A 22,718-nucleotide genomic window follows, 5' to 3' on the forward strand; every position below is an offset into this window, starting at 1 on the left:
AAGACAACCTATATCGTCCGTGTCCATTTCAGCCAGACCGCAAAAGAGACGATGGAGGACAAAATCAAGCGTATGCTTCGTGAGGAAGTCCGCAAAATGTGACTTCTTTTTGAATTTGATGAAAAAGTCCTTGACTTTTCGTCTCTGGGGAAACGGAACGGAGCGTAAGAACCGGATCAGTGCTGCCGGATACGATTATTCTGCAGTGCAGAAAAGGGTAAATGAACTCCTAAAATAAGGATATGGCTGATGGTCAGGAATGGCTGTCAGCCGTATTTTTTTCCTTTTATGCCAAGGAAAGAAAGGTGAAAGGTATCGCAGATTGTACTTGCTATTATTGGCTTTCAGAGTGATATATAGACTACCCAAAGAGAAAGGAGTGGCAGAACTTGGAGATTCAGATAAGGGAAGGAAACAGGGAACAGAAGAGAAAATTAAGAGTCTGTGCTTACTGCCGTGTATCAACGGATGCGGATGAACAGGAAAATTCACTGGAAAACCAGATAAGGCATTATGAAACAGTCATAAAAGCGACCCCGTCTTATGAATATGCCGGAGTTTATAGTGATTTTGCCATATCAGGGTTCAAGGAAAAAAGACCCGGTCTGCAGAAGATGCTTGCTGATGCACAAAAAGGGAAGATAGACCTTATATTAACAAAATCGGTATCACGTTTTGCAAGAAACACCTCAATCGTTCTGGAAGCTACACGAAAGCTGAAAGAACTGAATGTAGGTGTTTTTTTTGAACTTCAGAATATCAATACGCTGTCAGGGGAAGGTGAGCTGATGCTTACGATACTGGCGGCATTTGCACAGGCAGAAAGCGAAAGCGGAAGTGCCGGGGCAAAGATGGTGTACCAGAGAAAATATGAAGCTGGTATTCCGGTACAGTACCTTGAGCGTTCTTTCGGATATACGAAAGACGAAAGGGGAGTCTATATCGCAGATGAATCCGAAGCGGTGTGGGTCAGAAAAATATATGAAATGGCAGCAGACGGTTATACCCCGGCAGCCATTAAAAGATATCTGAATGAAAACGGGGTAAAGACCGTGGGCGGTACAAAGTGGAGCGACAGCACAGTGTTCCGCCTGATTGAAAATGAAATCTATAAAGGTGATTACATCATGCATAAGCATTTTGTGAATGAAGAAAGAAAACTGGTGAGAAACAGGGGAGAAGTAGATGCATGGTATATCGAGGATGACCATGAAGCAATTGTTTCCCCCGAACTCTGGCAGAAAGCACAGGATGCCATTGAAGCAAAGCGGGATTATCTTGCCGAAGGATCTGTTATTGAAGATTTTACGGAAGAGAACTACCCATACATGAACAGGATATTCTGTGCAAAATGCGGACATCCGCTTTATAGACGCATCTATAGTAACGGCAACAGACTGAACTGGGGGTGCAGCGGTACGAAGCGGCATGGGAAATCATTCTGCGAAGGGATAAACATTCCGGACGGGGTGCTTCGGAAAGCATGGCATTTTGACGGAAATATGTATATTGATGAGAAACCTTCTGTAAAGGGTACAAAGGAATTCACCTATCTGAAGGAGAGTTCATGGAAAAGAAGGCATAAGAAGAAAGTGCCGGAAGCAATACCGGAAAATACGGAAGAAGCATATCCGTACAGAAAGAAGATATTCTGCGGACTCTGCGGAAGCAGACTGGTTCGCCATGTAAATCCGAAAAGCCATAAGGTCATATGGATATGCAACGGGGCAAAACGAAAAGGAGTGGCATTCTGCAGGGGGACAAGGATACCTGACTCCGTTATCAGGGGATGGGGAGAAATCAAAAAAGATATTTATATTCAGAGAAAGGACGATAAGAATGGCAAGAAGCGTTACAGTTATACCAGCAAGAAACCGACAGCGTGAAACAGGACGCAGGGCGGTACAGGAAAAGAAAATAAGGGTGGCAGCCTACTGCCGTGTTTCCACGGATCAGGAAGACCAGCTCCACAGCTTTGAAGCACAGGTCGATTATTACACCAAATATATCAATGACCATGAAAATTATGAAATGGCGGGCATCTATGCGGATGAGGGTATTTCAGGAACCAACACAAAGAAAAGGGAACAGTTCAAAAGGATGATCGCAGACTGCGAAAGCAGTAAGATAGACCTTGTCATTACAAAGTCCATCAGCCGTTTTGCCAGAAACACGCAGGACTGTCTGGCATATTCCAGAAAATTAAAGAACCTTGGAATCGGCATCATATTCGAGAAGGAAAACATCAACACCCTTGATTCCACGGGCGAGCTTCTGTTCACAATATTAAGCTCGCTTGCCCAGGATGAGTCAAGAAATATTTCGGAGAACTGCAAATGGGGCATCCGCACCAAATTCAAGAATGGTGAGATGCATCTGAATACGTTCAAATTCTTAGGATATGATAAAGATGAGAATGGTAAGCTGGTCATCAATAAGGAACAGGCAAAAACGGTAAGACGCATCTACAGGGATTTCCTTATCGGCATCAATCCGGCACAGATCGCAAAGGAACTGACGGAAGAGAAGGTTTCGGGATGCAACGGACAGACGAAATGGTATCCAAGCACAATCGTGGGTATCCTGAAACAGGAAAAGCATATGGGCGATGCGCTTCTGCAGAAGACCTATACGGCAGATTTCCTTACCAAGAGACAGGTTAAAAACAACGGTGAGATAGCGCAGGTCTATGTAAAGGACAGCCATAAGGGGATCATAGATAAGCAGACATGGAATGCGGTGCAGGAAGAATTTGAGCGCAGGGAACGGTTCATGGAAGCGCACGGCACGGACAGGTACAGTTACGGCGCGGACTGCATGCCGTTCTGTGAGAAGGTGTTCTGCGGGGAATGCGGAAGCCTGTTCACGAGACATTCATGGAGATCAAGGGGAATCGTACAGTGGCAGTGCAAGAACCACAGGAAAGATGGAAAAGTGGCATGCACGAATGCCTACGTTGATAATGCAGACCTTGAAAAGGGATTTGTAAAAGCATTCAACAGACTGGTGGCAGACAGGGATAAGCATATGGAAAGATGGCAGCAGATGAAGTCGGACGGGACACCGCTTGAAAAGATCAGGGCGGGGCAGATGATGGAAGCCGTGGGAAATGAACCTCTTACCAGATTCGTCCCGGAGATCGCACAGCTTGTCCTTGCGGAAGTGACGGTGCTTGGTGCAAAGAAATATGAGTTCTTCTTTCAGGAAGGCAGCAAGGTAAAGGTTTCCGTGTAGATCACCCGGAAACCCCGCTGTCATGAAGTCCAAACAGCTCCATCTGGCTGCTTTCACCGTCCGCATCCCCGGGTTCAGGAATGTCGGATGGTTCTTCTTCCATGTCCTTTTTATGCGGAAGTTTATGGGTATAAAGTTTATCCCAGGTAAGCGGATTCCGGCTTTTTTTGTTGTAGTATATCAGTATGGCTTCCGCAAATCCGAGTGAGCCGGAACGCCTGTCCTTTGCAGTGCGGGCGAGTTCCTTGATGGATATCCTTCCGAGCTTTTCCTTAAATACATCATCTTTTATGGCATCACCGTAAGCATTCAGGAAACGTGCCAGTCCGTTCATCATGTTTGCACTGAAGGACTGGGATGCCCCTTCCCATGTGGCTGCTATGAGACGGATGACATGGTCGAGCATATGATAGCCGTATTTGTCGTGGATGTTTTCCAGGGTTGCGACAGCGCAGATACCGCCCGGTGTCGTGGTAGATGCGATGGTAAGGTCATAGGATTCCACCAGGTCACGGATGATAAGCTGTTTGTCATTGCCAGCCTCTATGTTTGCCATGAATATCTCATAAGGCAGCAGGGGCTTTACATATTTCATCTGGTTTGCAAAGATATCCGCTTCATGTTCATATCCGAGGTCATCGTATACCATACACCACACGGGTGTCTCCCTGGATCCTGAAACGAGGGCAACGATCTCAATGGTGTGCTGCCCGTTGAATACATAGTTGATGCCGTTCCTCCGGCTGACCTTTACGGGATTTATCTGGTACAGGTCAAAGTTGGCGGCAGCACGCTGGACATGGTGCTGTGAGAGGTTGCGCTGGTATTCCTGGTTGGATACGAGATTCCTGATAGGAATCTGTTCAAAGTGTACTTTTGGGACGAACTGCATCAGGTCAATGGCCTGTGGCGTTTGTCCGGCTGTCTGTTCTTCTGTCATCTGGATCATCCTCCTCAAGCTGCGAAAGCAGTCTGGTTATTTTTCTTGTTAGGTTTAACAGCTGCATCTTCACTTCACGCCTTGCATTAACTGAGGTGGAAGGAAAATCTGTAAGTTCCATGGTCCTTGATATGGTCTTTGACCATGAAGGTATCGTAAATTTAAGGCTTTCGAGTTCCGCATCCGGGTCAGTGGCGGGCATCTGCTTAATTCCGGCTTCGGCACTTTCCTTTTCCCGTTTTATCCTTCTTGAGTCCGGTTTTCCGGTGGGAAGCCTCTGCCACCTGAGTTCGTGCCGGAGCTGGGAGTATCCGATGCGGTCTATAGACCCGCTGTCCAAGAGCCTTTTCAGTCCGTTGATATCCTCAATGGGAAGACGGGAGAGTTCTATGATATTTTCATGGGATACACGGAGTTTCCCGTTTAATATCTTTTCTGCGATCTCCGGGCTTTTCCGTTTCAGGTCATCGACCGCGCGGGCATAAATATCATATTTTGTCACGGTGGAAAAACCAAAATTAAATTCATTGCCTATGATGGTGGCAATATCCGTCTTACGGACATATTTCTGTGACACCTGTCCGTCTGCATTCAGTTCCGTGCCAGGATGTTTTTTCATGAATTCATCACTAGCGGTATTCATGTCCGCACGGAACAGTCTGCCTATCAGGTATTTTTTGTATTCCCCGGTAAGGTCTGTACGTTTGAGCTGTTCATGGCAGATAAATGAGACTGCCTTATCACGGCTTTCAAACATCATGCGCCGGATGTTGAAATGGATATCCCATTTTGTACAGATCTTATACCGCAGACGGCCGTCAAGTATGATACCGTTCCATACGCATACAGGCTCCTGGCATCCGTGGTCAAAAATGTTTTCTTCGAGTTCTTCCAGGTACTTTTCTTCCCTTGGTTGTATCAGCTCATCAAATTCCGGATCCGTCTGAAGTTCCGGGACTGGTCTGTTGTTCATACTGATTCCTCCGTTCGGGTCATATCATCTACAAGCACGCATTCATTCATAGAAAAGCTGGCAAGACATTCTTTTGGATTCAGTGCACCGTAGATACGGTAGCTGCGGTTGTCTTCCAGATATATGCCCGTATGCCGTAATGCCTGTAAAAGCTCCGTACTGTATAATTCGTAGCAGTAACGGCTGTCGGCTTTACTGTAGCGTACACGGTGGGCAAGGTAATCCTTACGCACACTTTTCCTTATGGCGATCATGCTGTCCTGTGGGTTTACAAGCAGCTGGATATACTCCGGGTCACCAAGCATATGGAGCGTGAGCTTGTGTATGCGTATCCTGTTTTTCTTTAAGTCAATGCATAGGACCGGCTTCAAAGAGGTTTCTCTGTTCATAATGCTGTTCCTCCTTTTCTGGATGTTCTGTTTTTTCTTCTTCTGGTTCAGCGGTGTTGTTTTCGGAGATGCCGAACACCGCATAACCGTCAAACATGTTGACCTGTAAACTGCTCTGGTGTTCCTCGACAGGCACACCGAACTGGTTCTGCCATTCTTCCGGATAGCTTGGCGTGCGGGATGCTTTTATCTTTCCGTCTTCCTTCTCCTCACGCACGAAGATCTCAGGCGTGGTGAGGTCAAAGACAAAGAGCAGTTCATTGTCTGACCGTATCAGCTTCCCAAGCAGTTTATAGCGGTAGGATGAATTCCATCCCATAAGCGACACGACCTTGGCAAAAAAGATACGGCAGGTGATCTGCCTTGGAGAGCGTTTTGCCGTTGCGGAGCACCACCGGAAGGAATCCTTCTCATCCTCCTGGCATGGACGAACCGCCAGTTTCTTTTCATCCGGGTTTACAAGTATCTGCACGAAATCCGTATCCGGCAGCTTTTTTATGCATGCGGTGTTTACGGATACCTTGCTGGAATTAAAAGTAAAGGACGGTTCATAGGTATGGGCAAAGAACTCGCCGCGGACGACCTGATACCCGTCATAGCTGAAAGCATCATCCTCAGTCACGGGAATGGTATTCTTTTCATCGTTTGTCTGTATGTTCATCTGTGTTCTCCTTCATATCTGACATGATCTGTTTAATATTCTTTTCGATGTCATTTTTACTGGTGACCTGTATATCAGTGTCCTTGTATGTTACCGGGGCATGGGAGGTATCCGGGTCTTTACGTCCGCTGAATCCGGCAAGTTCCTCTGCCTGTGCGTGGCTGTAATAATTGCTCCCGAATGTGTCTGCCCAGTCAGGCGGATAGGCCCGGACATTTCTCTGCTGGCTGTCCGTAAAGGGTTTTACGGCCTGATCCGCATCTGGTGCACCGACTATGTCATTGGGGATGAATATCTCCGGTTCGGAAAGATTGAAGAGCAGTACGGCATCATTCTCACTGCCACGTTTTACCCCCGTGATGCGGTAACGGCAGTCATCATTCCAGCCGAGGAGGGAATAGAGCGTGGGAAGAAATGCAGTTCCGCTGATCTCACGTGGAGAGTTTTTGCCGTCTTTCTTTTTAGACCACTGCATGGCATTACGGCAGTCTTTCCCCGCATTCCTTACGGCAAAGACCAGTTTCTTTGGATGTATGAGCAGTTCCACAAGCGTGCTGTCAAGTTTACGGACGGCAGGAGCGGAAAAGCGGATATCTCCCTGGCTGAAGGTAACGGTTATACGGTCCGTGCTGTCAAAAAACTGTGAGCGTGCGATCTCATATCCGCGCAGGTCAAATTCACCGGATCTTACCTCTACATGACCGGAAGATGGACCGGACTGTTCCGTGCCGTCATAAACACTGGAAGAAGCATTCATGTAATCCGTTTCCTTAAATCCCGCCCATCTGGGGTTGATGGATACAAACCCTTTCAGGACACCCCCCGGAATGACCTTCAGCTGCGGAAGGATCCCCTTGTTCCCGTACTTGGCATTGCTGATCAGCCTCTGGACCGCAATAAAGTCATCCCTTGATATGATGGCTTCGTGATGGTCGCGCTTCCGGTACTGGGGACGGTTCTGCATATTCTTCTTTGATTTGTGGTTAAGGTAATTCGGAGTGTAGGTCTTGTGTGCAAGGACATCACCGCAGTGCCTTTCGTTCTGCAGTATCTGAAGGATGGAACCAGGAGACCATACGGTGTTTCCCTTTTTGGTCTCACAGCCGAGTTCCGTCAGGGTATCGGCAATCTCCTGACAGGTGCATCCGTTTAAGTACATCATAAATATGAGTTTTACGATCTTTGCTTCCCCTTCATTAATGATGAGGTTTCCGTCTTCATCATGGTCATATCCGAGGAGTATCGGTGTAAGAAAGATTCCCCTGCGGAAACGCATCTCAATGGATGCATTCATGATCTCACTTTTGGTATGGCTTTCTTCCTGTGCAAGTGTGGCCATGAAGGAAAGCACCATCTCACTTTTGGGGTCAAAGGTGTTAAGCCTTTCTGTTTCAAAGAAAACACCGACAGGATGGGGAAGTGAGAGAAGTTCCCTGACATAGCCGATGCAGTCCACCACATTCCTGGCAAAACGTGAAACGCTTTTGGTCACGATAAGATCTATCTGACCTTTTTTGCAGTCTTCGATCATCAGCTTGAACTGGTCACGGTGCTGGAGTGAGGTGCCGGAGATGCCTTCATCCGCATAGATCTGCACCAGTTTCCAGTTCGGACTCTTACTGATGACATCATGATAATGGTTCTTCTGCAGTTCATATGAGGATGTCTGTCTCGGATCATCCGTTGAAACCCTTGCATATACGGCAACACGCTGTTCATTTTCCACAGCAAATATATCTTCCTGCGGAAGGGCAGGGATCACGTCAAGTTCATCAGGGTCGATACCTTTATAACGTTCCCTTATCTTACTTTTCTGGTCGGCAACTGAGCCGGCTTTCTGCTCGTTTTCGTTCATGACTTACCACCTTTATTTCTGTGCTGGATTTTATTATAAAATTTTCATGCTGAAATAAAATAGACTATACGGACAGCCATATCCCTATAGTCTATTTCAAAGAAAATTTATTTGTGTGAAAATAGTGTGCTTTATCTGTACCTGTCACTGGAAGCAAGCTCCCAGCCGTTTTTGTGCATGGTTTCAAGGCTTGCCTTTATAAGTTCATAGATGAATCTTTTCTCATTTTCCGAGCAGTTCTCCATGAGCATATCGATGTCTGTCTGGTATGCAGCCGGATTGTTCATCTGTACTCCGGCAAGCAGTTCATCCACGGTAATGCCGAGGGCATTCACGATGCGGATGATAGATTCCAGGCTTGCTTTTCTTTTTGCATTTTCAATGTGGCTTATGTAGGAGACGGAAAGGTCAGTTATTTCCGCAAGCTGCGCCTGTGAAATATGATTCTGCTCCCTTACTTCCTTGATACGGTATCCTATCTGCCTGTGGTTGACAGATATCTGCGTCTGATTCATAGATTGTACCTCCTGTTTTCTTTTTCTTACGCAAGGTAAATTATCTATCAATGAGTGCAAAAAAAGTTGTGTAATTTAATAAAGCGTAATGGAGTAGAAGGAAAACAGGGGGATAGGAAAGTGCGAAATATGTCGAACGATTCTTATTGAAGGATACGGATGCAGATGGTATGCTTATAACTGAAACAAGACGATATAAGAATGATGGAAACAAGGTAAATCAAGGTTCTGTCATGATACAAAACTGAACTGCATAAACCTGCCGTTCATATTTTTTTACCCAGATACTCCATTGTACTAGAGTAAATTACAAAAGAGATATGGTTCTAATAATTCTTCTGCGTAACGGTTACAATATGTATATCGTACAGATAGAAGAGAGGTGTAATTTACTTGCGTACAGAGGAGTACATACCAAAGAGGGTAAAAGAATTATGCAGTAAGCATAAAGTCTCCAAATACAGACTTGCACAGCTCACGGATATGTCGCAGACAGCGTTGGCAAATATAATGAATAAGAAGAGCATACCTACAGTACCGACCCTGGAAAGGATCTGTGATGCATTCGGAATTTCAATCGCACAGTTCTTTGCCGGAGATGGTATGCGGCCTGACCTGACGGATGAGCAAGGTGAATTATTGGAGATATGGGATGACTTAAATGCGGATGAACGCAGAATACTGATGAACTTCGTAAGGACTCTGAAGAAGTAAGGGGAAGCAGTTTGATTGTATCTGACAAGACTGGCTTCCCTTTTTCTATGCATTCCGGTGACCACGGAAAGTGATGAGGATGTATATGAGAGTACAGGATGAGGAATTCAAAACAATGATCTACGATCTGATGAACGGACATTATGATCTGGATAAATTTGATTGTGAGGAAAGCAGTGTAGTAGAGAATGAATTTGCAGAAGGCAGATACTGTGAAAAACTCTACAGTGATATGCTTGCAGCCTATGGAAGGATATGCCAGAGACTGCATGAGCAGTCCGGTGAGGACAGGGACGTGGAAATCATAATAAACAATCTGCTGGACATGGGCAGATACCAGAGCATGAAGATGTTTAATTATGGGGCATTCTTTACTGAAAAACAGAATCAGCAGTGAGACGGAACACAAAAAATAGTGTGGCTACGATTTGACAGCCACGCTATTTTTTGTTACAAATATAGTGGTGTTATACAATGCGTATAACAGAGAGCCGCAAACATGGTTTTGCGTGATTAGACAAATCTCAAGAATAAGCAAATCTGGGGTGTTCAAAGGGGGGTATATCCCCTAGTGGGCTATCCCCCTTAGCGTTGTATGCTGACTATCCCTTTATAATAAGAAGTTATGCCATCTATAAAAGACAGGGTAAAGCCCCAGACGGGCCTGCATGTATCCGTATTCGGCATGACGCTTTACCGTTTTTTAAGGAAAATGGGCGGTTCACTGCGAAGCTCGGGAGCGTTATCTCTTTTTGTCGTACTGTTTTACGGCTTTCTGACCGGTATGGGAACCTCTGCCTGCCGGGCTGTGGTGATGTTCGCGCTTCTGATAATCGGGGAAATGCTGGGGAAAAGCTATGATATGCTGACGGCCCTGGCCTTTGGGGCAATTCTGCTGCTTTTGCGGCAGCCACTGTATGTGCGCAGCGCCTCATTTTTGTTGTCCTTCGGGGCCGTGGCAGGCATCGGCCTGATTTTCCCGGCCCTGAAAGCATTGTTTCTGCCAAAGAACCGCAGATGGGCGAAACGGGTGGAACCGCTGCTTTTGAGCCTTTCCATTCAGATAATGACTCTGCCTGTATTGGAATATTTTTACAGCGAAATTCCGCTGTATGGGACGCTGTTAAATCTGGTGGTGCTTCCTTTGATGACCGTGGTGATGTTCACAGGAATTCTGGCTGTGGGGATAAGCTTTGTGCTGCCGGGCGTGGCGCGTGCTCCAGCTTTTCTATGTGGGGCAATTCTGGAATTCTATGAGCGGCTGGGAACGGCATCGCTTCGGCTTCCCGGAGCGGTGTTTACCTGTGGACAGCCAAAGATCTGGCAGATGGCGGGATATTACACAGGACTGGTTGTTTTTCTGTTCTGGCGTTATCAACTGAAAGAGCGGAAAAAACGAAGAATGGGGCAGATAAACGATCCGGATATCCGGCAGGAAGAAGCGGAGCGGGCGGAGCCGCACCGGCGGATCCTGCAGGCAGGCAGCGCGGCAGTGCTTGGGATTTTATTGCTTTTCCTGACACTGCGGCTGCATTCCGGTTTTCAGCTGGTGATGCTGGATGTGGGGCAGGGCGACGGCATCTACCTGCGGACCGCAGCCGGAACGACGATTCTGATTGACGGCGGCAGTACCAGTGTGACGAAGGTGGGAACCTACCGGATTCTGCCCTTTTTGAAATCGGAAGGAGTCGGAAGATTGGACTATATTGTGGTAACCCATACGGATGAAGACCATATTTCCGGCATAAAGGAGCTATTGGAGACTGCGTCGGAGCCCGGCGGTCTGCGGATTGGTACGCTGCTTTTATCCGGGCGCTCCATGGAAGAGGAAAAGGGGCAGCGGCTGATGGAAAATGCCCGGGAAAGCGGCGTGACAGTGCAGAAAATTGAGAAAGGGGCGGTGCTGCGGGATGGTTTGACAGAACTAACCTGCCTGCATCCGGATGGGACGAAAGCCTACGCGGATGTGAATGAAGCCTCTGTGGTGCTGGCGCTTCGGTATCAGGAGTTTTCGGTGATGCTGACCGGGGATCTGGAAGAGACGGGAGAGCGGGAGATTCTGGAGCGGGAGCAGAAGCATGGCGGCAAGGAATGGCCGCCATACGGCTTTGCGGTTCTGAAAGCCGGGCATCACGGATCCAGAACCTCCGGCAGCGAAGCGTGGTTAGAGGCAGTGAAGCCGCACCTGACCCTGATTTCCTGCGGAAGGGATAACTCCTACGGGCATCCGCACAGGGAGGCGCTGGAACGGCTGGATGCGGCGGGCAGCAAAATTTTGCAGACGACAGAGTGTGGAGCCATTACGGTGGAAAGTGATGGGAAAGACTTTCGGGTACATGCCTATTTACAATAAAAATTTATTTACTGTATTTCATAATCAGCAATTCCACACTGAGCGTATCCGTAATCTTACCGGTCTTCACATCCTCTTCCGCCTGCACGCAGTCCTGCACGGCGGTCTTCAGCTGATCTGTGGTAAAGCTTCTGGCCTGGGTCATGCATCTTCCGGCCACAAAGGGCGCGATTTTTGCCCGGGAAGCAATCGCTGCTTTATCATAACCCTTAGCAGCCAGGCTCTTGACCAGTAAAAGCTGATTGAACTGGCGGGCAATGAGAAACAGGATGCGCATGGGCGGCTCTTTTAAGGAAAGCAGATCGTAGTAGAGATCCAGCGCCTTTTTCTGATTCTTTTCAGCCAGGGCGCGGATCATCTCAAAAATCTGTCCGGTGGTCTGTACGGTACAGATGTCATTCACATCCTGGGAGGTAATCACGTCCCGGCCTTCTGTGTAGGAGAGCAGCTTTTCCAGCTCTGTGGAAATGTTTTCCATATCGATGCCGGTGCGCTCCAGAAAGAGCTGCAGAGTGGACTCGGTGATTTTTTTATTTTCCTTTTTCAGGGTGCCCAGGATCCATTTCATCAGGGTACGCTCGTCCTGGGTCTGGAATTCAATGACGCGACCCTGCTTCTGAACGGCCTTGTAGAGCCGGTTCCGCTTGTCTGCTTCCGTTTCCACGAAGATGATGCAGGTGGTGTCAGGCATCTTCGGAAGGTAGTCGGCCAGCTCGTCGCATTTATTCTTGAAAAAGCCGCTGTCCTCAATGAGAATCAGACGCCGTTCGGCAAAAAAAGGCAGGGTGTCTGCCAGACTGATAACCTCCGCCGGGATGATATTCTTACCCTCAAAGCGGGAGAAATTCATAGTGTCGGAAGGGTCGCAGAGAGCCTGCGCCAGCCGGTTCTTATACTGGTTGCGTAAATAAGCCTCTTCCCCGCAGAACAGGTAGGCGGTTTTGAAATTGCCGTTCTTGATATCCTCCGCCAGCATTTTCATAGGAGACACCTCATTTCCAAAAAAAAGAGACCCAAATGACGGAATGGGTCTCTTTTTAAGATTCGTCTATCTCAATTAAGCGATGCTGTTTACAGCCTTGGTCAGACGGGAAATCTTGCGGGAAGTTGTGTTCTTGTGGTAAACTCCCTTGGAAGTAGCCTTGCTCATGGTAGCGATAGCAGCCTTTAAGCAAGCCTTTGCAGTTTCAACATCCTTTGCGGCAACTGCAGCGTCTACTTTCTTGATTGCGGTCTTAACCTCAGACTTGATAGCCTTATTTCTGGCTGTTCTAGTCTCGGCAACCTGAATTCTCTTCTTTGCAGATTTAATGTTAGCCAATCCGTACACCTCCAAACCATGTTTTAAAATAAGCTTATTTTTACATGTTCCGTAAAAGCCGGACACGGACGTCTTTACAAAACATACTCATATATTTTAGGACAGGAATAACGTTATGTCAATACATATTTCTGAAAAAAACGCAAAAAATAGAAAGAAATAGCGTAAGACGTGAAAACAGGAGGAAACGGGATGAGTGAATTTCAGGTGCGGACGGATCTGGCGCTGGAGGCCAGAGAGCGGTTTGAGGAGGATGTGGAAATCCGTGGCGTAGCCGTGGAAGAGTCCTACGACGAGCGGCGGGACATCCGGGTAACGGTAGTCCGGATTCAGACAGAAAATGGGGCGAAGGCCATGGGAAAGCCCATCGGTACCTACATTACACTGGAAGCGCCCCGGATGTCGGAGCCAGACGAGGATTATCACCGGGAGGTGTCGGAGAAGCTGGCAGAATATCTGAAAAAGCTTCTGGATGTGAAAAATGAGAAATCTGTGCTGGTGGTGGGTCTGGGCAACCGGGAAGTGACGCCGGACGCCCTGGGACCGGAGGTGGCCGGTCATCTGCGCGTTACCCGTCATGTGGTGCGGGAATATGGCAAGACTGCGTTTGCGAAGGAAAAGGTGCATCTGGTCAGCGCCATTGTTCCCGGCGTGATGGCACAGACCGGTATGGAGACCCTGGAGGTGGTGCAGGGCATCGTGGCCGAGACAAAGCCGGATTATGTGGTAGTCATTGATGCCCTAGCAGCCCGCAGCAGCAAGCGCCTGAATCGGACCATCCAGCTGTCCGACGCAGGCATTCAGCCCGGTTCCGGAGTGGGCAATCACAGGAACAGTCTGTCAAAGGAGACGATTGGTGTCCCGGTGCTGGCCATCGGTGTGCCAACCGTGGTGGACGCGGCAACTATTGTCTACGATGCCACGGGCGATCGAAGGAGCGTGCCGCCGGGATTGAACGGCATGTTCGTAACTCCGAAGAACGTGGACGAGATGATCCGCCGCTTAAGCTTTACTATTTCCGAGGCCCTGAATCTGGCTCTGTCCTGACATAAGCGTGTCCGGTGGCTCATATACTGAAAACAGTATGGGGGAATGAACGCGTGAGAAAACAAAGCAGCAGGAAAATCGGAAAAGCCATAAACGGCCTGGTCTGGCTCCTGATCGTCGGCATGGGACTTTACATCCTGTGCAGCAGCGTCAGAGTCAGGCCCCTTCGAAAGCTTTCTTATATCTGGAAAGCAGGTCTTCTGGAAATGGAGGGAGATCTGCAGCGGGCGGCCACGAAAACCCTGTATCCGGCCCTGGTTTACACGGCGTCCGGTGGCGGGGCCAAAGCGGACAGTCTGGAGGAATGGGTGTTGGAGCGCGCGGTGAGCATCATTCCCCTCTACGGTTTTCTGACCGGACAGCAGGATTACACCCCTGCCATCGAGAGCACCGCAGCTTATGAAATACTGATTCAGGGCGGCGTCCATGATGAAAACGAGATCAACCAGGAGACCGGAGAGGCCTTCGACCTGGCGGAGCAGGTGGAAGAAGAAAATCAGCAGGCAACAGAACCGGAACCGGACGGGGAGCCGAAAGCGGATCTGGGGGAAGTGCCGTCAGAACCCTCCGTGCAGGGACGGGAATACAGTGCCGCAGAGCTCTCCGATTTTGATTTTCTGAAAAACAATTTCTATATAATAGAAAGTAACACGGATATCAGCAGTGATCTTCTGAATGCCGGCGCCCTGCTTTCCATGGACATGACCCTGCAGCAGGACAGCAGCGCCCCCCAGATTCTGATTTATCATACACATTCCCAGGAGGGCTTTGCAGATTCCGTGGAGGGTGACGTACGCACCACCATCGTAGGCGTGGGCGACCGCCTGACGGAAATCCTGCGGGAACGCTTTGGGTATAACGTGATACATAATACGAATGTCTATGATTATATGGACGGCGAACTGGATCGGAATCGTGCCTATACACTGGCAGCGGAGGATGTGAAGCGGATTCTGGCGGAAAATCCGTCCATCGAAGTGCTGATAGATCTGCACCGGGATGGTGTAAATGAAGACACCCATCTGGTGACAGAGGTGGACGGAAAACCCACGGCCCAGTTCATGTTCTTCAACGGCTTAAGCTATAGCAGGCGGAACGGCCCCATATCTTATCTGTATAATCCTTATATCGGGGAAAATCTGGCGCTGTCTCTGCAGCTAAAGCTTGCCTGTGAAAAGTATTATCCGGGCGTCAGCCGCAAAATCTATCTGAAGAGTCTGCGTTACAATCTGCACCTGCGGCCCAAGTCCCTGCTTGTGGAAGCAGGAGCTCAGACCAACACCCTGGAGGAAATGATGAACGCTATGGATCCCCTGGCAGAGGTGCTTTACCAGGTGTTAGGTAATCCTAAATAGCATAAACTAACCGGAATGTCAATGACTTTTTCGCATCTAAATCAACAAAAATTATCAATAAGAACGATTAGTCTTGCCTTTGAAAAAGAGCATGCTATAATAAGCCTGTCCAAAAGATAAAAGACGAAGATATCATTGCGGACATTGTAAAACCAATACGGTTCATAAACAATAAGCATACGGATAAGAGGAGGAAATTATAATGCTGAAATTAAAGAATGTTGACTGGAAGAAGACTGGAATTTTCGCTGCAGGTGTGCTGTTTGGCACCGCAGGTATCAAGGCACTGTCAAGCGATGACGCTAAGAATGTATATACGAACTGCACCGCAGCCGTACTTCGCGCGAAGAGCTGCGTCATGAAGACTGCGGCTGTGATCCAGGAGAACGCAGAGGACATCTACGCCGGAGCAAAGCAGATCAATGAGGAGCGCGAGGCAGCTGCAGAGGCAGCAGTTGTGGCAGACGCTGAGGCGGAGGAAGCTGCAGAGACAACTGAGGAGACAGAGGCGTAAATCCATGAAGTTCATCATCAGGCATGAAATCAGAGGCAGAATCCGTGTTCAGGCCTGCGTGCGCCGTATGAGCATCGAAGAGGCGGATACTCTTCAGTATTATCTGGACACACGGGATTTTGTAACTTCGGCAAAAATACAGCGCAATACTCTGAGCATCGTGGTTTATTATACGGGGGATCGGCAGCAGGTGCTGACGGCTCTTCGGAATTTCCGTTATGAAAATGTGAACGTTCCCCAGGCGGTATTCCAAAGCTCCGGCAGAGCATTGAATGAGGAGTACTGGGAGAAGCTGGTGAACAGTGTCATCATGCGCGCGGGAAGCAAGCTGTTTCTGCCCTATCCGATCCGCGCCGGCATTGCATTTGTAAAATCGTGGAAATATCTGTGGAAGGGCGCGAAGACCCTGGCCCATGGTAAGATGGAGGTTCCGGTACTGGATGCCACCGCCATCGGCGTGTCCGTATTCCGGGGCGACTTCGATACCGCAGGCTCTGTCATGTTCCTGCTTGGCATCGGTGAGATCCTGGAGGAGTGGACCCACAAGAAGTCCGTGGGCGATCTGGCCCGCAGTATGTCCCTGAACATTGAAAAGGTGTGGCTCTTAAGCGACGGCCAGGAGGTTCTGGTGGATTCTTCTTCCATTCAGGAAAAAGATCTGGTTGTCATCCATATGGGAAATGTGGTACCATTTGATGGAACGGTAGAAGCAGGCGAGGGTATGGTGAACCAGTCCTCCCTGACCGGTGAATCTGTTCCTGTGGCCAAGGCTCCGGGAGCGTCGGTCTACGCCGGAACCGTTCTGGAGGAAGGCGAGCTGACCATCCGTGTCAAAGTGGGAAGCGGCGCAAGCAAGTATGATCGCATCGCGGCCATGATCGAGGAGTCTGAAAAGCTGAAATCATCCGTGGAGGGCAAGGCAGAGCATCTGGCTGACAAGCTGGTTCCCTACACCCTGGCGGGTGCGGCGGCCACCTGGTTTTTCACCCGTAATATGACGAAGACCCTGGCCGTACTCATGGTGGATTTCTCCTGCGCATTGAAGCTGGCGATTCCGATTTCGGTCCTGTCAGCCATTCGTGAAGCCGGGGCGGAGCATGTGACCGTCAAGGGCGGCAAGTACCTGGAGGCTGTGGCAGAGGCGGACACCATCGTCTTTGACAAGACCGGTACCCTGACAAAGGCCTGCCCCACCGTGGCAGAGGTGGTTCCCTTTAACGGCGAGAGTCCGGACGAGCTTCTTCGTCTGGCAGCCTGCCTGGAGGAGCACTTCCCCCATTCCATGGCAAAAGCAGTTGTGGACGCCGCCAAGGCGAAGCACCTGAACCATGAAGAAAAGCATTCGAAAGTAGAATATATTGTGGCGCACGGCATTTCTACGACAGTAGAAGGGAAGAAAGCGATTATCGGAAGCTATCATTTTGTATTTGACGATGAGAAATGTGTCCTTCCGGCCGGAACCGAGGAGAAGTTTAACGCGCTCCCGGCTGAGTATTCCCATCTCTATCTGGCGGTAGAGGGCGAGCTGGCAGCCGTTATCTGCATCGAGGACCCCATTCGTCCCGAGGCGCCGGCTGTGATTCAGGCCCTGAAGGACGCAGGCATCTCCAAGGTAGTCATGATGACCGGAGACAGCGAGCGGACAGCCAGAGCCGTAGCGGCCAGGGTAGGCGTGGACGAGTTCTTCGCAGAGGTTTTGCCGGAGGACAAGGCGCGCTTCGTAGAGGAAGAGAAGGCAAAGGGCCGCAAGGTCATGATGATCGGCGATGGCATCAACGATTCCCCGGCACTGTCTGCGGCAGACGTGGGCATCGCTATCAGCGACGGTGCGGAGATCGCCCGGGAAATTGCGGACGTGACCGTGGGCGCAGAGGATCTGTGGCAGCTGGTAGCCTTAAAACACATCGGCAACGGCCTGATGAAGCGGATTCATAAGAATTACCGGACCATCGTAGGCTTCAATACCGGCCTCATCGTTCTGGGTGTAGCCGGAATCCTGCAGCCGACCACCTCCGCACTGCTTCACAATACATCCACACTTGTGATAAGCTTAAACAGCATGAAGCCCTTACGTAAATAGGGTATGCTGATAATAGACCGGAAAGCGGGCGTTTTTACGCACCCGCTTTTTGGCGTTTTATGAATTAGATAAAACTAACCCAGATAACGGAGGAATTTTTGAATGACAACATTTGACCAGAGTAAAATCCGCAATTTCTGTATCATTGCTCACATCGACCACGGAAAATCCACCCTGGCGGACCGCATCATCGAGCAGACCGGTCTTCTGACCAGCCGGGAGATGCAGGCCCAGGTGCTGGACAATATGGATCTGGAGCGGGAGCGCGGAATCACCATCAAGGCCCAGACCGTCCGCACTGTATACAAGGCCAAGGACGGCGAGGAGTATATCTTCAACCTCATCGATACACCGGGCCATGTGGACTTTAACTACGAGGTATCCCGAAGCCTGGCGGCCTGCGACGGCGCCATCCTGGTGGTGGACGCGGCCCAGGGTATCGAAGCCCAGACACTGGCAAATGTGTATCTGGCACTCGACCACGATCTGGACGTGATCCCGGTTATCAACAAGATCGACCTGCCCAGCGCCGAGCCCCAGCGGGTCATCGACGAGATTGAGGACGTCATCGGCCTGGAGGCCCAGGACGCGCCCCAGATTTCCGCGAAAACCGGTCTGAATGTGGATCAGGTGTTGGAAGCCATCGTGCATAAAATCCCGGCTCCCACGGGCGACCCGAACGCGCCCCTGAAGGCCCTGATTTTCGATTCCGTATACGATTCCTATAAGGGCGTTATTATTTTCTGTCGAATTAAAGAGGGTACGGTGAAGAAGGGAACCACCATCCGCATGATGGCCACCGGAGCCGAGGAAGAGGTCGTGGAGGTAGGCTACTTCGGCGCAGGCCAGTTCATTCCCTGCGACGAGCTGTCTGCTGGCATGGTAGGCTACGTGACAGCCAGCATCAAAAATGTCCGGGACACCCGTGTAGGTGATACGATTACCGACCGGGATAATCCCTGCGACGCGCCGCTGCCGGGCTACAAGAAGGTTCTGCCCATGGTGTACTGCGGTCTCTATCCGGCGGATGGAGCCAAGTATCCGGATCTCCGTGACGCCCTGGAGAAGCTGCAGTTAAACGATGCGTCCCTCCAGTTTGAGCCGGAGACATCTATTGCATTGGGATTTGGTTTCCGCTGCGGATTCCTGGGACTACTCCATCTGGAAATCATCCAGGAGCGTCTGGAGAGGGAATACAACCTGGATCTGGTGACCACGGCTCCGGGCGTTATCTACAAGGTTTATAAGACCAACGGCGAGGTCATCGATCTGACGAACCCGTCCAACCTGCCCGACCCGTCGGAGATCGAGCATATGGAGGAGCCCTTCGTCAGCGCCGAGATCATGGTGACCACCGAGTTCATCGGTTCCATCATGGAACTCTGCCAGGAGCGAAGGGGCATCTACCTTGGCATGGAATATATGGAGGAGACCCGTGCCCTGTTAAAATATGAGCTTCCGCTGAATGAGATCATCTATGACTTCTTCGACGCCCTGAAATCTCGTTCCAGAGGCTACGCGTCCTTCGACTATGAGATGAAGGGCTATGTGCAGGCCGATCTGGTGAAGCTGGATATCCTGATCAATAAGGAAGAAGTGGACGCCCTGTCCTTCATTGTCCACAGCAGTACTGCCTACGAGCGTGGCCGCAAAATGTGTGAGAAGCTGAAGGATGAGATTCCGCGTCATCTCTTTGAGATCCCGATTCAGGCAGCTGTGGGCGGCAAGGTCATCGCCCGCGAGACCGTTCGGGCCATGCGGAAAGACGTGCTGGCCAAGTGTTACGGCGGTGATATCAGCCGTAAGAAGAAGCTTCTGGAGAAGCAGAAGGAAGGAAAGAAGCGGATGCGCCAGGTGGGCAATGTGGAGATCCCACAGAAGGCCTTCATGAGCGTACTGAAGCTGGATGACAAATAGGATTGGCTGACATGAAAAAAAAGCTTGGTATCTATATTCACATTCCCTTCTGCGTGCGCAAATGCGCCTACTGCGATTTCCTCTCTGCCCCGGCGGACGAGACGACCCGGGCCGCGTATGTACGTGCGTTGAAGGAAGAAATCCGGTCAGCCGGAGACTTGAATGAAACATATGAGGGAGCGACCGTCTTTTTTGGAGGCGGCACGCCCTCTCTTCTGGCAGGAGAAGAGCTGGCAGGAGTCCTCGACGAGGTTTCCCGGCGGCTTCTTTTGCGTCCCGATGCGGAGATTACGGTGGAGTGCAATCCGGGTACATTGGACAGGACAAAGCTGGAGACTTACAAGCGGGCGGGCGTGAACCGTCTGAGCATCGGCCTTCAGTCGGCGGATAACCGGGAGTTGAAAACACTGGGCCGTATCCACACCTGGGAGCAGTTCCTTCACAACTATGAGCTGGTGCGGGAGCTGGGCTTCGCCAATGTGAACATAGATCTGATGTCCGCCCTGCCCGGACAGACCCGGGAGGGCTGGCTGTCCACCCTGGAAAAAGTGACGAATCTGAATCCGGAACATATTTCCGCTTACAGCCTGATTGTTGAGGAGGGCACGCCCTTTTATGAGCGATATGGAGAAGATCGGCCCCAGGAGAGTGAGCTTCCGGGCGAAGATCTGGATCGGCTTATGTACGAGGACACGAAAGCATTTTTACACGGGAAGGGCTATGAGCGTTACGAGATTTCCAACTACGCGAAGCCCGGGTACGAGTGCCGCCACAACTGCTCCTACTGGGAGCGGACCGATTACAGGGGCTTTGGCATCGGCGCGGCGTCTTTGCTTGGCGAGGTGCGTTATAAAAACAGTACGGATTTGAAGGAATATCTGAAGGGCCATTTCACCTATGAAAGCGTGGAGCCCCTGAACCATCGGGACGTGCTGGAGGAGACCATGTTTCTGGGGCTGCGCGAAATGCGGGGCGTGGCGGTCACGGAGGAGATTCAGGAGGTATACGGCCCGGTGCTGGAAAAGCTGATACAGGAAGAGGTTCTCGTGCGGGCAGACGGGAGAGTCCGGCTGACCGATCGGGGCATCGACGTGAGCAACATGGTACTGGCGGAATTTCTGCTGGATTAGACTGGATTCAAAGGGAAAAATAGTATATAGTAAGAACGGGAGAAGAGAAGGAGACGGCGTATGATAAAAGAAGTAGTGTTCGATATTGACGATACCCTGTATGACTATGAAAAAGGCCACGCGCTGGGCGTGGAGCGTATGGCGGAATATGCCGAAAAAGAGCTTGGAATTGCCAAAGCGTATTTTCGGAGCGAATACAAGCGGATGAACGAAGAGCTGAAGGTCCGTCTGGGAAAGGACGACGCAGCCACCCACAGCCGCAGCATCCGCCTGCAGAACCTGCTGGAGCAGTGGGGCAAGCCCCTGTTTCCCCATGTGGAGAAGCTGTATCATCTGTACTGGGACGCTCTGCTTGCAGAGAGCAAGGCGGAGCCGGGAAGTATCGAGGCCATACGGGCGCTTCGGAAAATGGGCATCGGCGTGGGAATCGGCACGGATATGACCTTCTGGATGCAGTATCAGAAGCTGGAGCGATTTGGATTTGCACCCTATATCACCCATATGGTGACCAGCCAGGAGGCGGGCCATGAGAAGCCCCATCCGGAATTTATGGCCCTGTGTGTGAAAAAGGCAGGCTGTAAGCCCGAGGAAATGGTGTTTGTGGGAGATACCTTCAAAAAGGATGTGGCAGGTTCCGCAAAAGCGGGCATGCATCCGGTCTGGTACCGGGCCAAGGAGAAGGTTCTGCCGGAGCAGACCGATCTGAAACCGGAGGATTATAAGATTATCCGCCATTTTGACGAGCTGGTTCCCTATGTAAAATCACTGGTTTAAGACCATAGAGAAGGAATAAAACGAATATGAACGAATTGCATTTTTTAGAGGAGCAGCAGGTGAATCCCCTGCTGATTCAGGAGGTAGAGAAATTCCGGGCGCAGTATCCGGTGGCGGAGGCGGCGCGAAACCGTGTGGTGAAGCCGCCGGTGCCCTTTTACGGAAAAGAGATTCTGGAAATGGCGATTGCAGCCCTTTTACAGGGGGAAAATGTACTGCTATCCGGCTCCAAGGCCACGGGAAAGAACATTCTGGCGGAGAATCTGGCCTGGATCTTTGGCCGTCCTTCCTACAATATTTCGTTTAACGTGAACACCGACAGTAGTTCCCTGATCGGAACGGATACCTTCGTGGACAATGAGGTGCGGCTGCGCAGGGGTCCCGTATACCAGTGCGCGGAAAATGGCGGCTTCGGCGTATTCGATGAGATTAATATGGCGAAAAATGACGCGGTTTCCGTGCTTCACGCGACCCTGGATTACCGTCGCATTATCGACGTGCCGGGCTATGATAAGATTGAACTGCACCCGGCCACCCGCTTTATCGGAACCATGAATTACGGCTACGCCGGAACCAGAGAACTGAACGAGGCGCTGGTGTCCCGGTTTCTGGTCATTGATATGCCGCCGCTTACGGAAAGCACACTGATGCGGATTCTCCGGGCCAACTTCCCTGACGCGAAGGAAGCGGGACTGCGGGCTTTCGCAGGCCTGTTTCTTGACCTGCAGGTGAAGGCCCAGAACAGTGAGATTTCCACGAAGCCGCTGGATCTGCGCGGCATGATCGGCGCGATTAAGACGGTGCGCTCCGGTCTTACGCCCCGGACGGCGGTGACTATGGGTATTACGAATAAAAGCTTTGATATTTTTGAAAAGGAAATCATCGGCGACATTGTCATGACCCGGATCCCGGAGGAGTGGACCGGAAGCGAATTATTTTAAGAAAA

The 22,718-nt window shown here is 50.3% G+C and carries 23 protein-coding genes; 15 read left to right on the forward strand and 8 right to left on the reverse strand.

Annotated features, from left to right (window positions below):
- Positions 1-12: 12 nt before the first annotated feature.
- The 4 genes from ACESZP_RS15170 to ACESZP_RS15185 all read left to right on the forward strand — a co-directional run bounded on the left by ACESZP_RS15170 (position 13) and on the right by ACESZP_RS15185 (position 3,234).
- Complete coding sequence (locus ACESZP_RS15170; protein ID WP_499709602.1) at positions 13-102, forward strand: TnpW family protein; 90 nt, start codon at positions 13-15, stop codon at positions 100-102.
- Between the two features lie 16 nt (positions 103-118).
- Complete coding sequence (locus tag ACESZP_RS15175; protein WP_499709552.1) at positions 119-238, forward strand: hypothetical protein; 120 nt, start codon at positions 119-121, stop codon at positions 236-238.
- Between the two features lie 151 nt (positions 239-389).
- Positions 390-1,886 (forward strand): recombinase family protein, encoded by a 1,497-nt coding sequence (locus ACESZP_RS15180; RefSeq protein WP_186994126.1) that lies wholly within the window; start codon positions 390-392, stop codon positions 1,884-1,886.
- On the forward strand, positions 1,840-3,234 hold the full coding sequence (locus tag ACESZP_RS15185; protein WP_186994127.1) for a recombinase family protein: 1,395 nt from the start codon (positions 1,840-1,842) through the stop codon (positions 3,232-3,234). Before ACESZP_RS15180 ends, ACESZP_RS15185 begins: the two co-directional genes overlap by 47 nt.
- 1 nt (position 3,235) lies before the next feature.
- On the opposite strand, the gene ACESZP_RS15190 is transcribed toward ACESZP_RS15185, so the two are convergent.
- From ACESZP_RS15190 to ACESZP_RS15215, 6 genes are all read right to left on the reverse strand, one after another.
- Positions 3,236-4,174 carry a DUF6551 family protein gene (locus ACESZP_RS15190; RefSeq protein ID WP_050755649.1) on the reverse strand — a complete coding sequence of 313 codons (939 nt, stop codon included), beginning with the start codon at positions 4,172-4,174 and terminating at the stop codon, positions 3,236-3,238.
- The gene (locus ACESZP_RS15195; protein ID WP_499709555.1) at positions 4,131-5,147 is read right to left on the reverse strand and encodes a ParB N-terminal domain-containing protein; all 1,017 of its coding nucleotides are present in this window, start codon (positions 5,145-5,147) and stop codon (positions 4,131-4,133) included. The genes ACESZP_RS15190 and ACESZP_RS15195 overlap by 44 nt, the downstream gene beginning before the upstream one ends.
- A complete protein-coding gene (locus tag ACESZP_RS15200; RefSeq protein ID WP_242859121.1) occupies positions 5,144-5,536 on the reverse strand; it encodes a hypothetical protein in 393 nt (130 codons plus the stop codon). Before ACESZP_RS15200 ends, ACESZP_RS15195 begins: the two co-directional genes overlap by 4 nt.
- Positions 5,496-6,197 carry a hypothetical protein gene (locus ACESZP_RS15205; RefSeq protein ID WP_008117805.1) on the reverse strand — a complete coding sequence of 234 codons (702 nt, stop codon included), beginning with the start codon at positions 6,195-6,197 and terminating at the stop codon, positions 5,496-5,498. Before ACESZP_RS15205 ends, ACESZP_RS15200 begins: the two co-directional genes overlap by 41 nt.
- On the reverse strand, positions 6,175-8,052 hold the full coding sequence (locus ACESZP_RS15210; protein WP_499709556.1) for a recombinase family protein: 1,878 nt from the start codon (positions 8,050-8,052) through the stop codon (positions 6,175-6,177). The genes ACESZP_RS15205 and ACESZP_RS15210 overlap by 23 nt, the downstream gene beginning before the upstream one ends.
- Before the next feature lie 131 nt (positions 8,053-8,183).
- Positions 8,184-8,567 (reverse strand): helix-turn-helix domain-containing protein, encoded by a 384-nt coding sequence (locus tag ACESZP_RS15215; protein WP_499709557.1) that lies wholly within the window; start codon positions 8,565-8,567, stop codon positions 8,184-8,186.
- 393 nt (positions 8,568-8,960) lie between these two features.
- Between ACESZP_RS15215 and ACESZP_RS15220 the strand changes: the two genes are divergently transcribed.
- From ACESZP_RS15220 to ACESZP_RS15230, 3 genes are all read left to right on the forward strand, one after another.
- Entirely contained in the window at positions 8,961-9,281 is a 321-nt protein-coding gene (locus ACESZP_RS15220; protein WP_008117812.1) for a helix-turn-helix domain-containing protein, read from the forward strand.
- Positions 9,282-9,366: 85 nt separating this feature from the next.
- The gene (locus ACESZP_RS15225) at positions 9,367-9,678 is read left to right on the forward strand and encodes a hypothetical protein (RefSeq protein WP_499709558.1); all 312 of its coding nucleotides are present in this window, start codon (positions 9,367-9,369) and stop codon (positions 9,676-9,678) included.
- Between the two features lie 228 nt (positions 9,679-9,906).
- A complete protein-coding gene (locus ACESZP_RS15230; RefSeq protein WP_499709559.1) occupies positions 9,907-11,634 on the forward strand; it encodes a ComEC/Rec2 family competence protein in 1,728 nt (575 codons plus the stop codon).
- 4 nt (positions 11,635-11,638) lie between these two features.
- Here the strand turns inward: ACESZP_RS15230 and holA are convergent, their stop codons facing one another.
- Together holA and rpsT are read right to left on the reverse strand one after the other, a co-directional pair.
- Positions 11,639-12,616 (reverse strand): DNA polymerase III subunit delta, encoded by a 978-nt coding sequence (gene holA, locus ACESZP_RS15235; protein WP_178039461.1) that lies wholly within the window; start codon positions 12,614-12,616, stop codon positions 11,639-11,641.
- 75 nt (positions 12,617-12,691) lie between these two features.
- Entirely contained in the window at positions 12,692-12,955 is a 264-nt protein-coding gene (gene rpsT / locus ACESZP_RS15240) for a 30S ribosomal protein S20 (RefSeq protein ID WP_158363809.1), read from the reverse strand.
- 192 nt (positions 12,956-13,147) lie between these two features.
- Here rpsT and gpr point away from each other — a divergent pair, with 192 nt between their 5' ends.
- From gpr to ACESZP_RS15280, 8 genes are all read left to right on the forward strand, one after another.
- A complete protein-coding gene (gene gpr, locus ACESZP_RS15245) occupies positions 13,148-14,002 on the forward strand; it encodes a GPR endopeptidase (RefSeq protein WP_178039462.1) in 855 nt (284 codons plus the stop codon).
- Between the two features lie 53 nt (positions 14,003-14,055).
- Positions 14,056-15,357: a stage II sporulation protein P gene (spoIIP, locus tag ACESZP_RS15250; RefSeq protein WP_499709561.1), complete on the forward strand. Its 1,302-nt coding sequence runs from the start codon at positions 14,056-14,058 to the stop codon at positions 15,355-15,357.
- A 202-nt stretch (positions 15,358-15,559) separates the two neighbouring features.
- Positions 15,560-15,871, forward strand: coding sequence for a DUF6110 family protein (locus ACESZP_RS15255; RefSeq protein ID WP_178040118.1), 312 nt, complete (start codon positions 15,560-15,562; stop codon positions 15,869-15,871).
- A 4-nt stretch (positions 15,872-15,875) separates the two neighbouring features.
- Positions 15,876-17,951 carry a heavy metal translocating P-type ATPase gene (locus ACESZP_RS15260; protein ID WP_499709562.1) on the forward strand — a complete coding sequence of 692 codons (2,076 nt, stop codon included), beginning with the start codon at positions 15,876-15,878 and terminating at the stop codon, positions 17,949-17,951.
- Positions 17,952-18,053: 102 nt separating this feature from the next.
- Positions 18,054-19,868: a translation elongation factor 4 gene (lepA, locus tag ACESZP_RS15265; RefSeq protein WP_499709564.1), complete on the forward strand. Its 1,815-nt coding sequence runs from the start codon at positions 18,054-18,056 to the stop codon at positions 19,866-19,868.
- Between the two features lie 11 nt (positions 19,869-19,879).
- Positions 19,880-20,998 carry a radical SAM family heme chaperone HemW gene (gene hemW, locus ACESZP_RS15270; RefSeq protein WP_499709565.1) on the forward strand — a complete coding sequence of 373 codons (1,119 nt, stop codon included), beginning with the start codon at positions 19,880-19,882 and terminating at the stop codon, positions 20,996-20,998.
- A 60-nt stretch (positions 20,999-21,058) separates the two neighbouring features.
- Positions 21,059-21,772, forward strand: coding sequence for an HAD family hydrolase (locus ACESZP_RS15275; protein WP_499709567.1), 714 nt, complete (start codon positions 21,059-21,061; stop codon positions 21,770-21,772).
- Positions 21,773-21,798: 26 nt separating this feature from the next.
- On the forward strand, positions 21,799-22,713 hold the full coding sequence (locus ACESZP_RS15280; protein ID WP_178039881.1) for an AAA family ATPase: 915 nt from the start codon (positions 21,799-21,801) through the stop codon (positions 22,711-22,713).
- Positions 22,714-22,718 lie beyond the last annotated feature (5 nt).

It is taken from the genome of Candidatus Dorea massiliensis AP6 (assembly GCF_964245105.1).
Lineage (GTDB): Bacteria > Bacillota > Clostridia > Lachnospirales > Lachnospiraceae > Laedolimicola > Laedolimicola intestinihominis.

Bases quoted from the DNA above. Each gene is read 5' to 3' on its own strand.
- ACESZP_RS15230 (WP_499709559.1), top strand. From the start codon at position 9,907: ATGCCATCTATAAAAGACAGGGTAAAGCCCCAGACGGGCCTGCATGTA.
- ACESZP_RS15275 (WP_499709567.1), top strand. From the start codon at position 21,059: ATGATAAAAGAAGTAGTGTTCGATATTGACGATACCCTGTATGACTAT.
- ACESZP_RS15200 (WP_242859121.1), bottom strand. From the start codon at position 5,536: ATGAACAGAGAAACCTCTTTGAAGCCGGTCCTATGCATTGACTTAAAG.
- ACESZP_RS15225 (WP_499709558.1), top strand. From the start codon at position 9,367: ATGAGAGTACAGGATGAGGAATTCAAAACAATGATCTACGATCTGATG.
- ACESZP_RS15175 (WP_499709552.1), top strand. From the start codon at position 119: ATGAAAAAGTCCTTGACTTTTCGTCTCTGGGGAAACGGAACGGAGCGT.
- ACESZP_RS15215 (WP_499709557.1), bottom strand. From the start codon at position 8,567: ATGAATCAGACGCAGATATCTGTCAACCACAGGCAGATAGGATACCGT.
- gpr (WP_178039462.1), top strand. From the start codon at position 13,148: ATGAGTGAATTTCAGGTGCGGACGGATCTGGCGCTGGAGGCCAGAGAG.
- holA (WP_178039461.1), bottom strand. From the start codon at position 12,616: ATGAAAATGCTGGCGGAGGATATCAAGAACGGCAATTTCAAAACCGCC.
- ACESZP_RS15280 (WP_178039881.1), top strand. From the start codon at position 21,799: ATGAACGAATTGCATTTTTTAGAGGAGCAGCAGGTGAATCCCCTGCTG.
- ACESZP_RS15260 (WP_499709562.1), top strand. From the start codon at position 15,876: ATGAAGTTCATCATCAGGCATGAAATCAGAGGCAGAATCCGTGTTCAG.
- hemW (WP_499709565.1), top strand. From the start codon at position 19,880: ATGAAAAAAAAGCTTGGTATCTATATTCACATTCCCTTCTGCGTGCGC.
- ACESZP_RS15185 (WP_186994127.1), top strand. From the start codon at position 1,840: ATGGCAAGAAGCGTTACAGTTATACCAGCAAGAAACCGACAGCGTGAA.
- ACESZP_RS15195 (WP_499709555.1), bottom strand. From the start codon at position 5,147: ATGAACAACAGACCAGTCCCGGAACTTCAGACGGATCCGGAATTTGAT.
- ACESZP_RS15210 (WP_499709556.1), bottom strand. From the start codon at position 8,052: ATGAACGAAAACGAGCAGAAAGCCGGCTCAGTTGCCGACCAGAAAAGT.
- ACESZP_RS15190 (WP_050755649.1), bottom strand. From the start codon at position 4,174: ATGACAGAAGAACAGACAGCCGGACAAACGCCACAGGCCATTGACCTG.
- ACESZP_RS15205 (WP_008117805.1), bottom strand. From the start codon at position 6,197: ATGAACATACAGACAAACGATGAAAAGAATACCATTCCCGTGACTGAG.
- ACESZP_RS15255 (WP_178040118.1), top strand. From the start codon at position 15,560: ATGCTGAAATTAAAGAATGTTGACTGGAAGAAGACTGGAATTTTCGCT.
- lepA (WP_499709564.1), top strand. From the start codon at position 18,054: ATGACAACATTTGACCAGAGTAAAATCCGCAATTTCTGTATCATTGCT.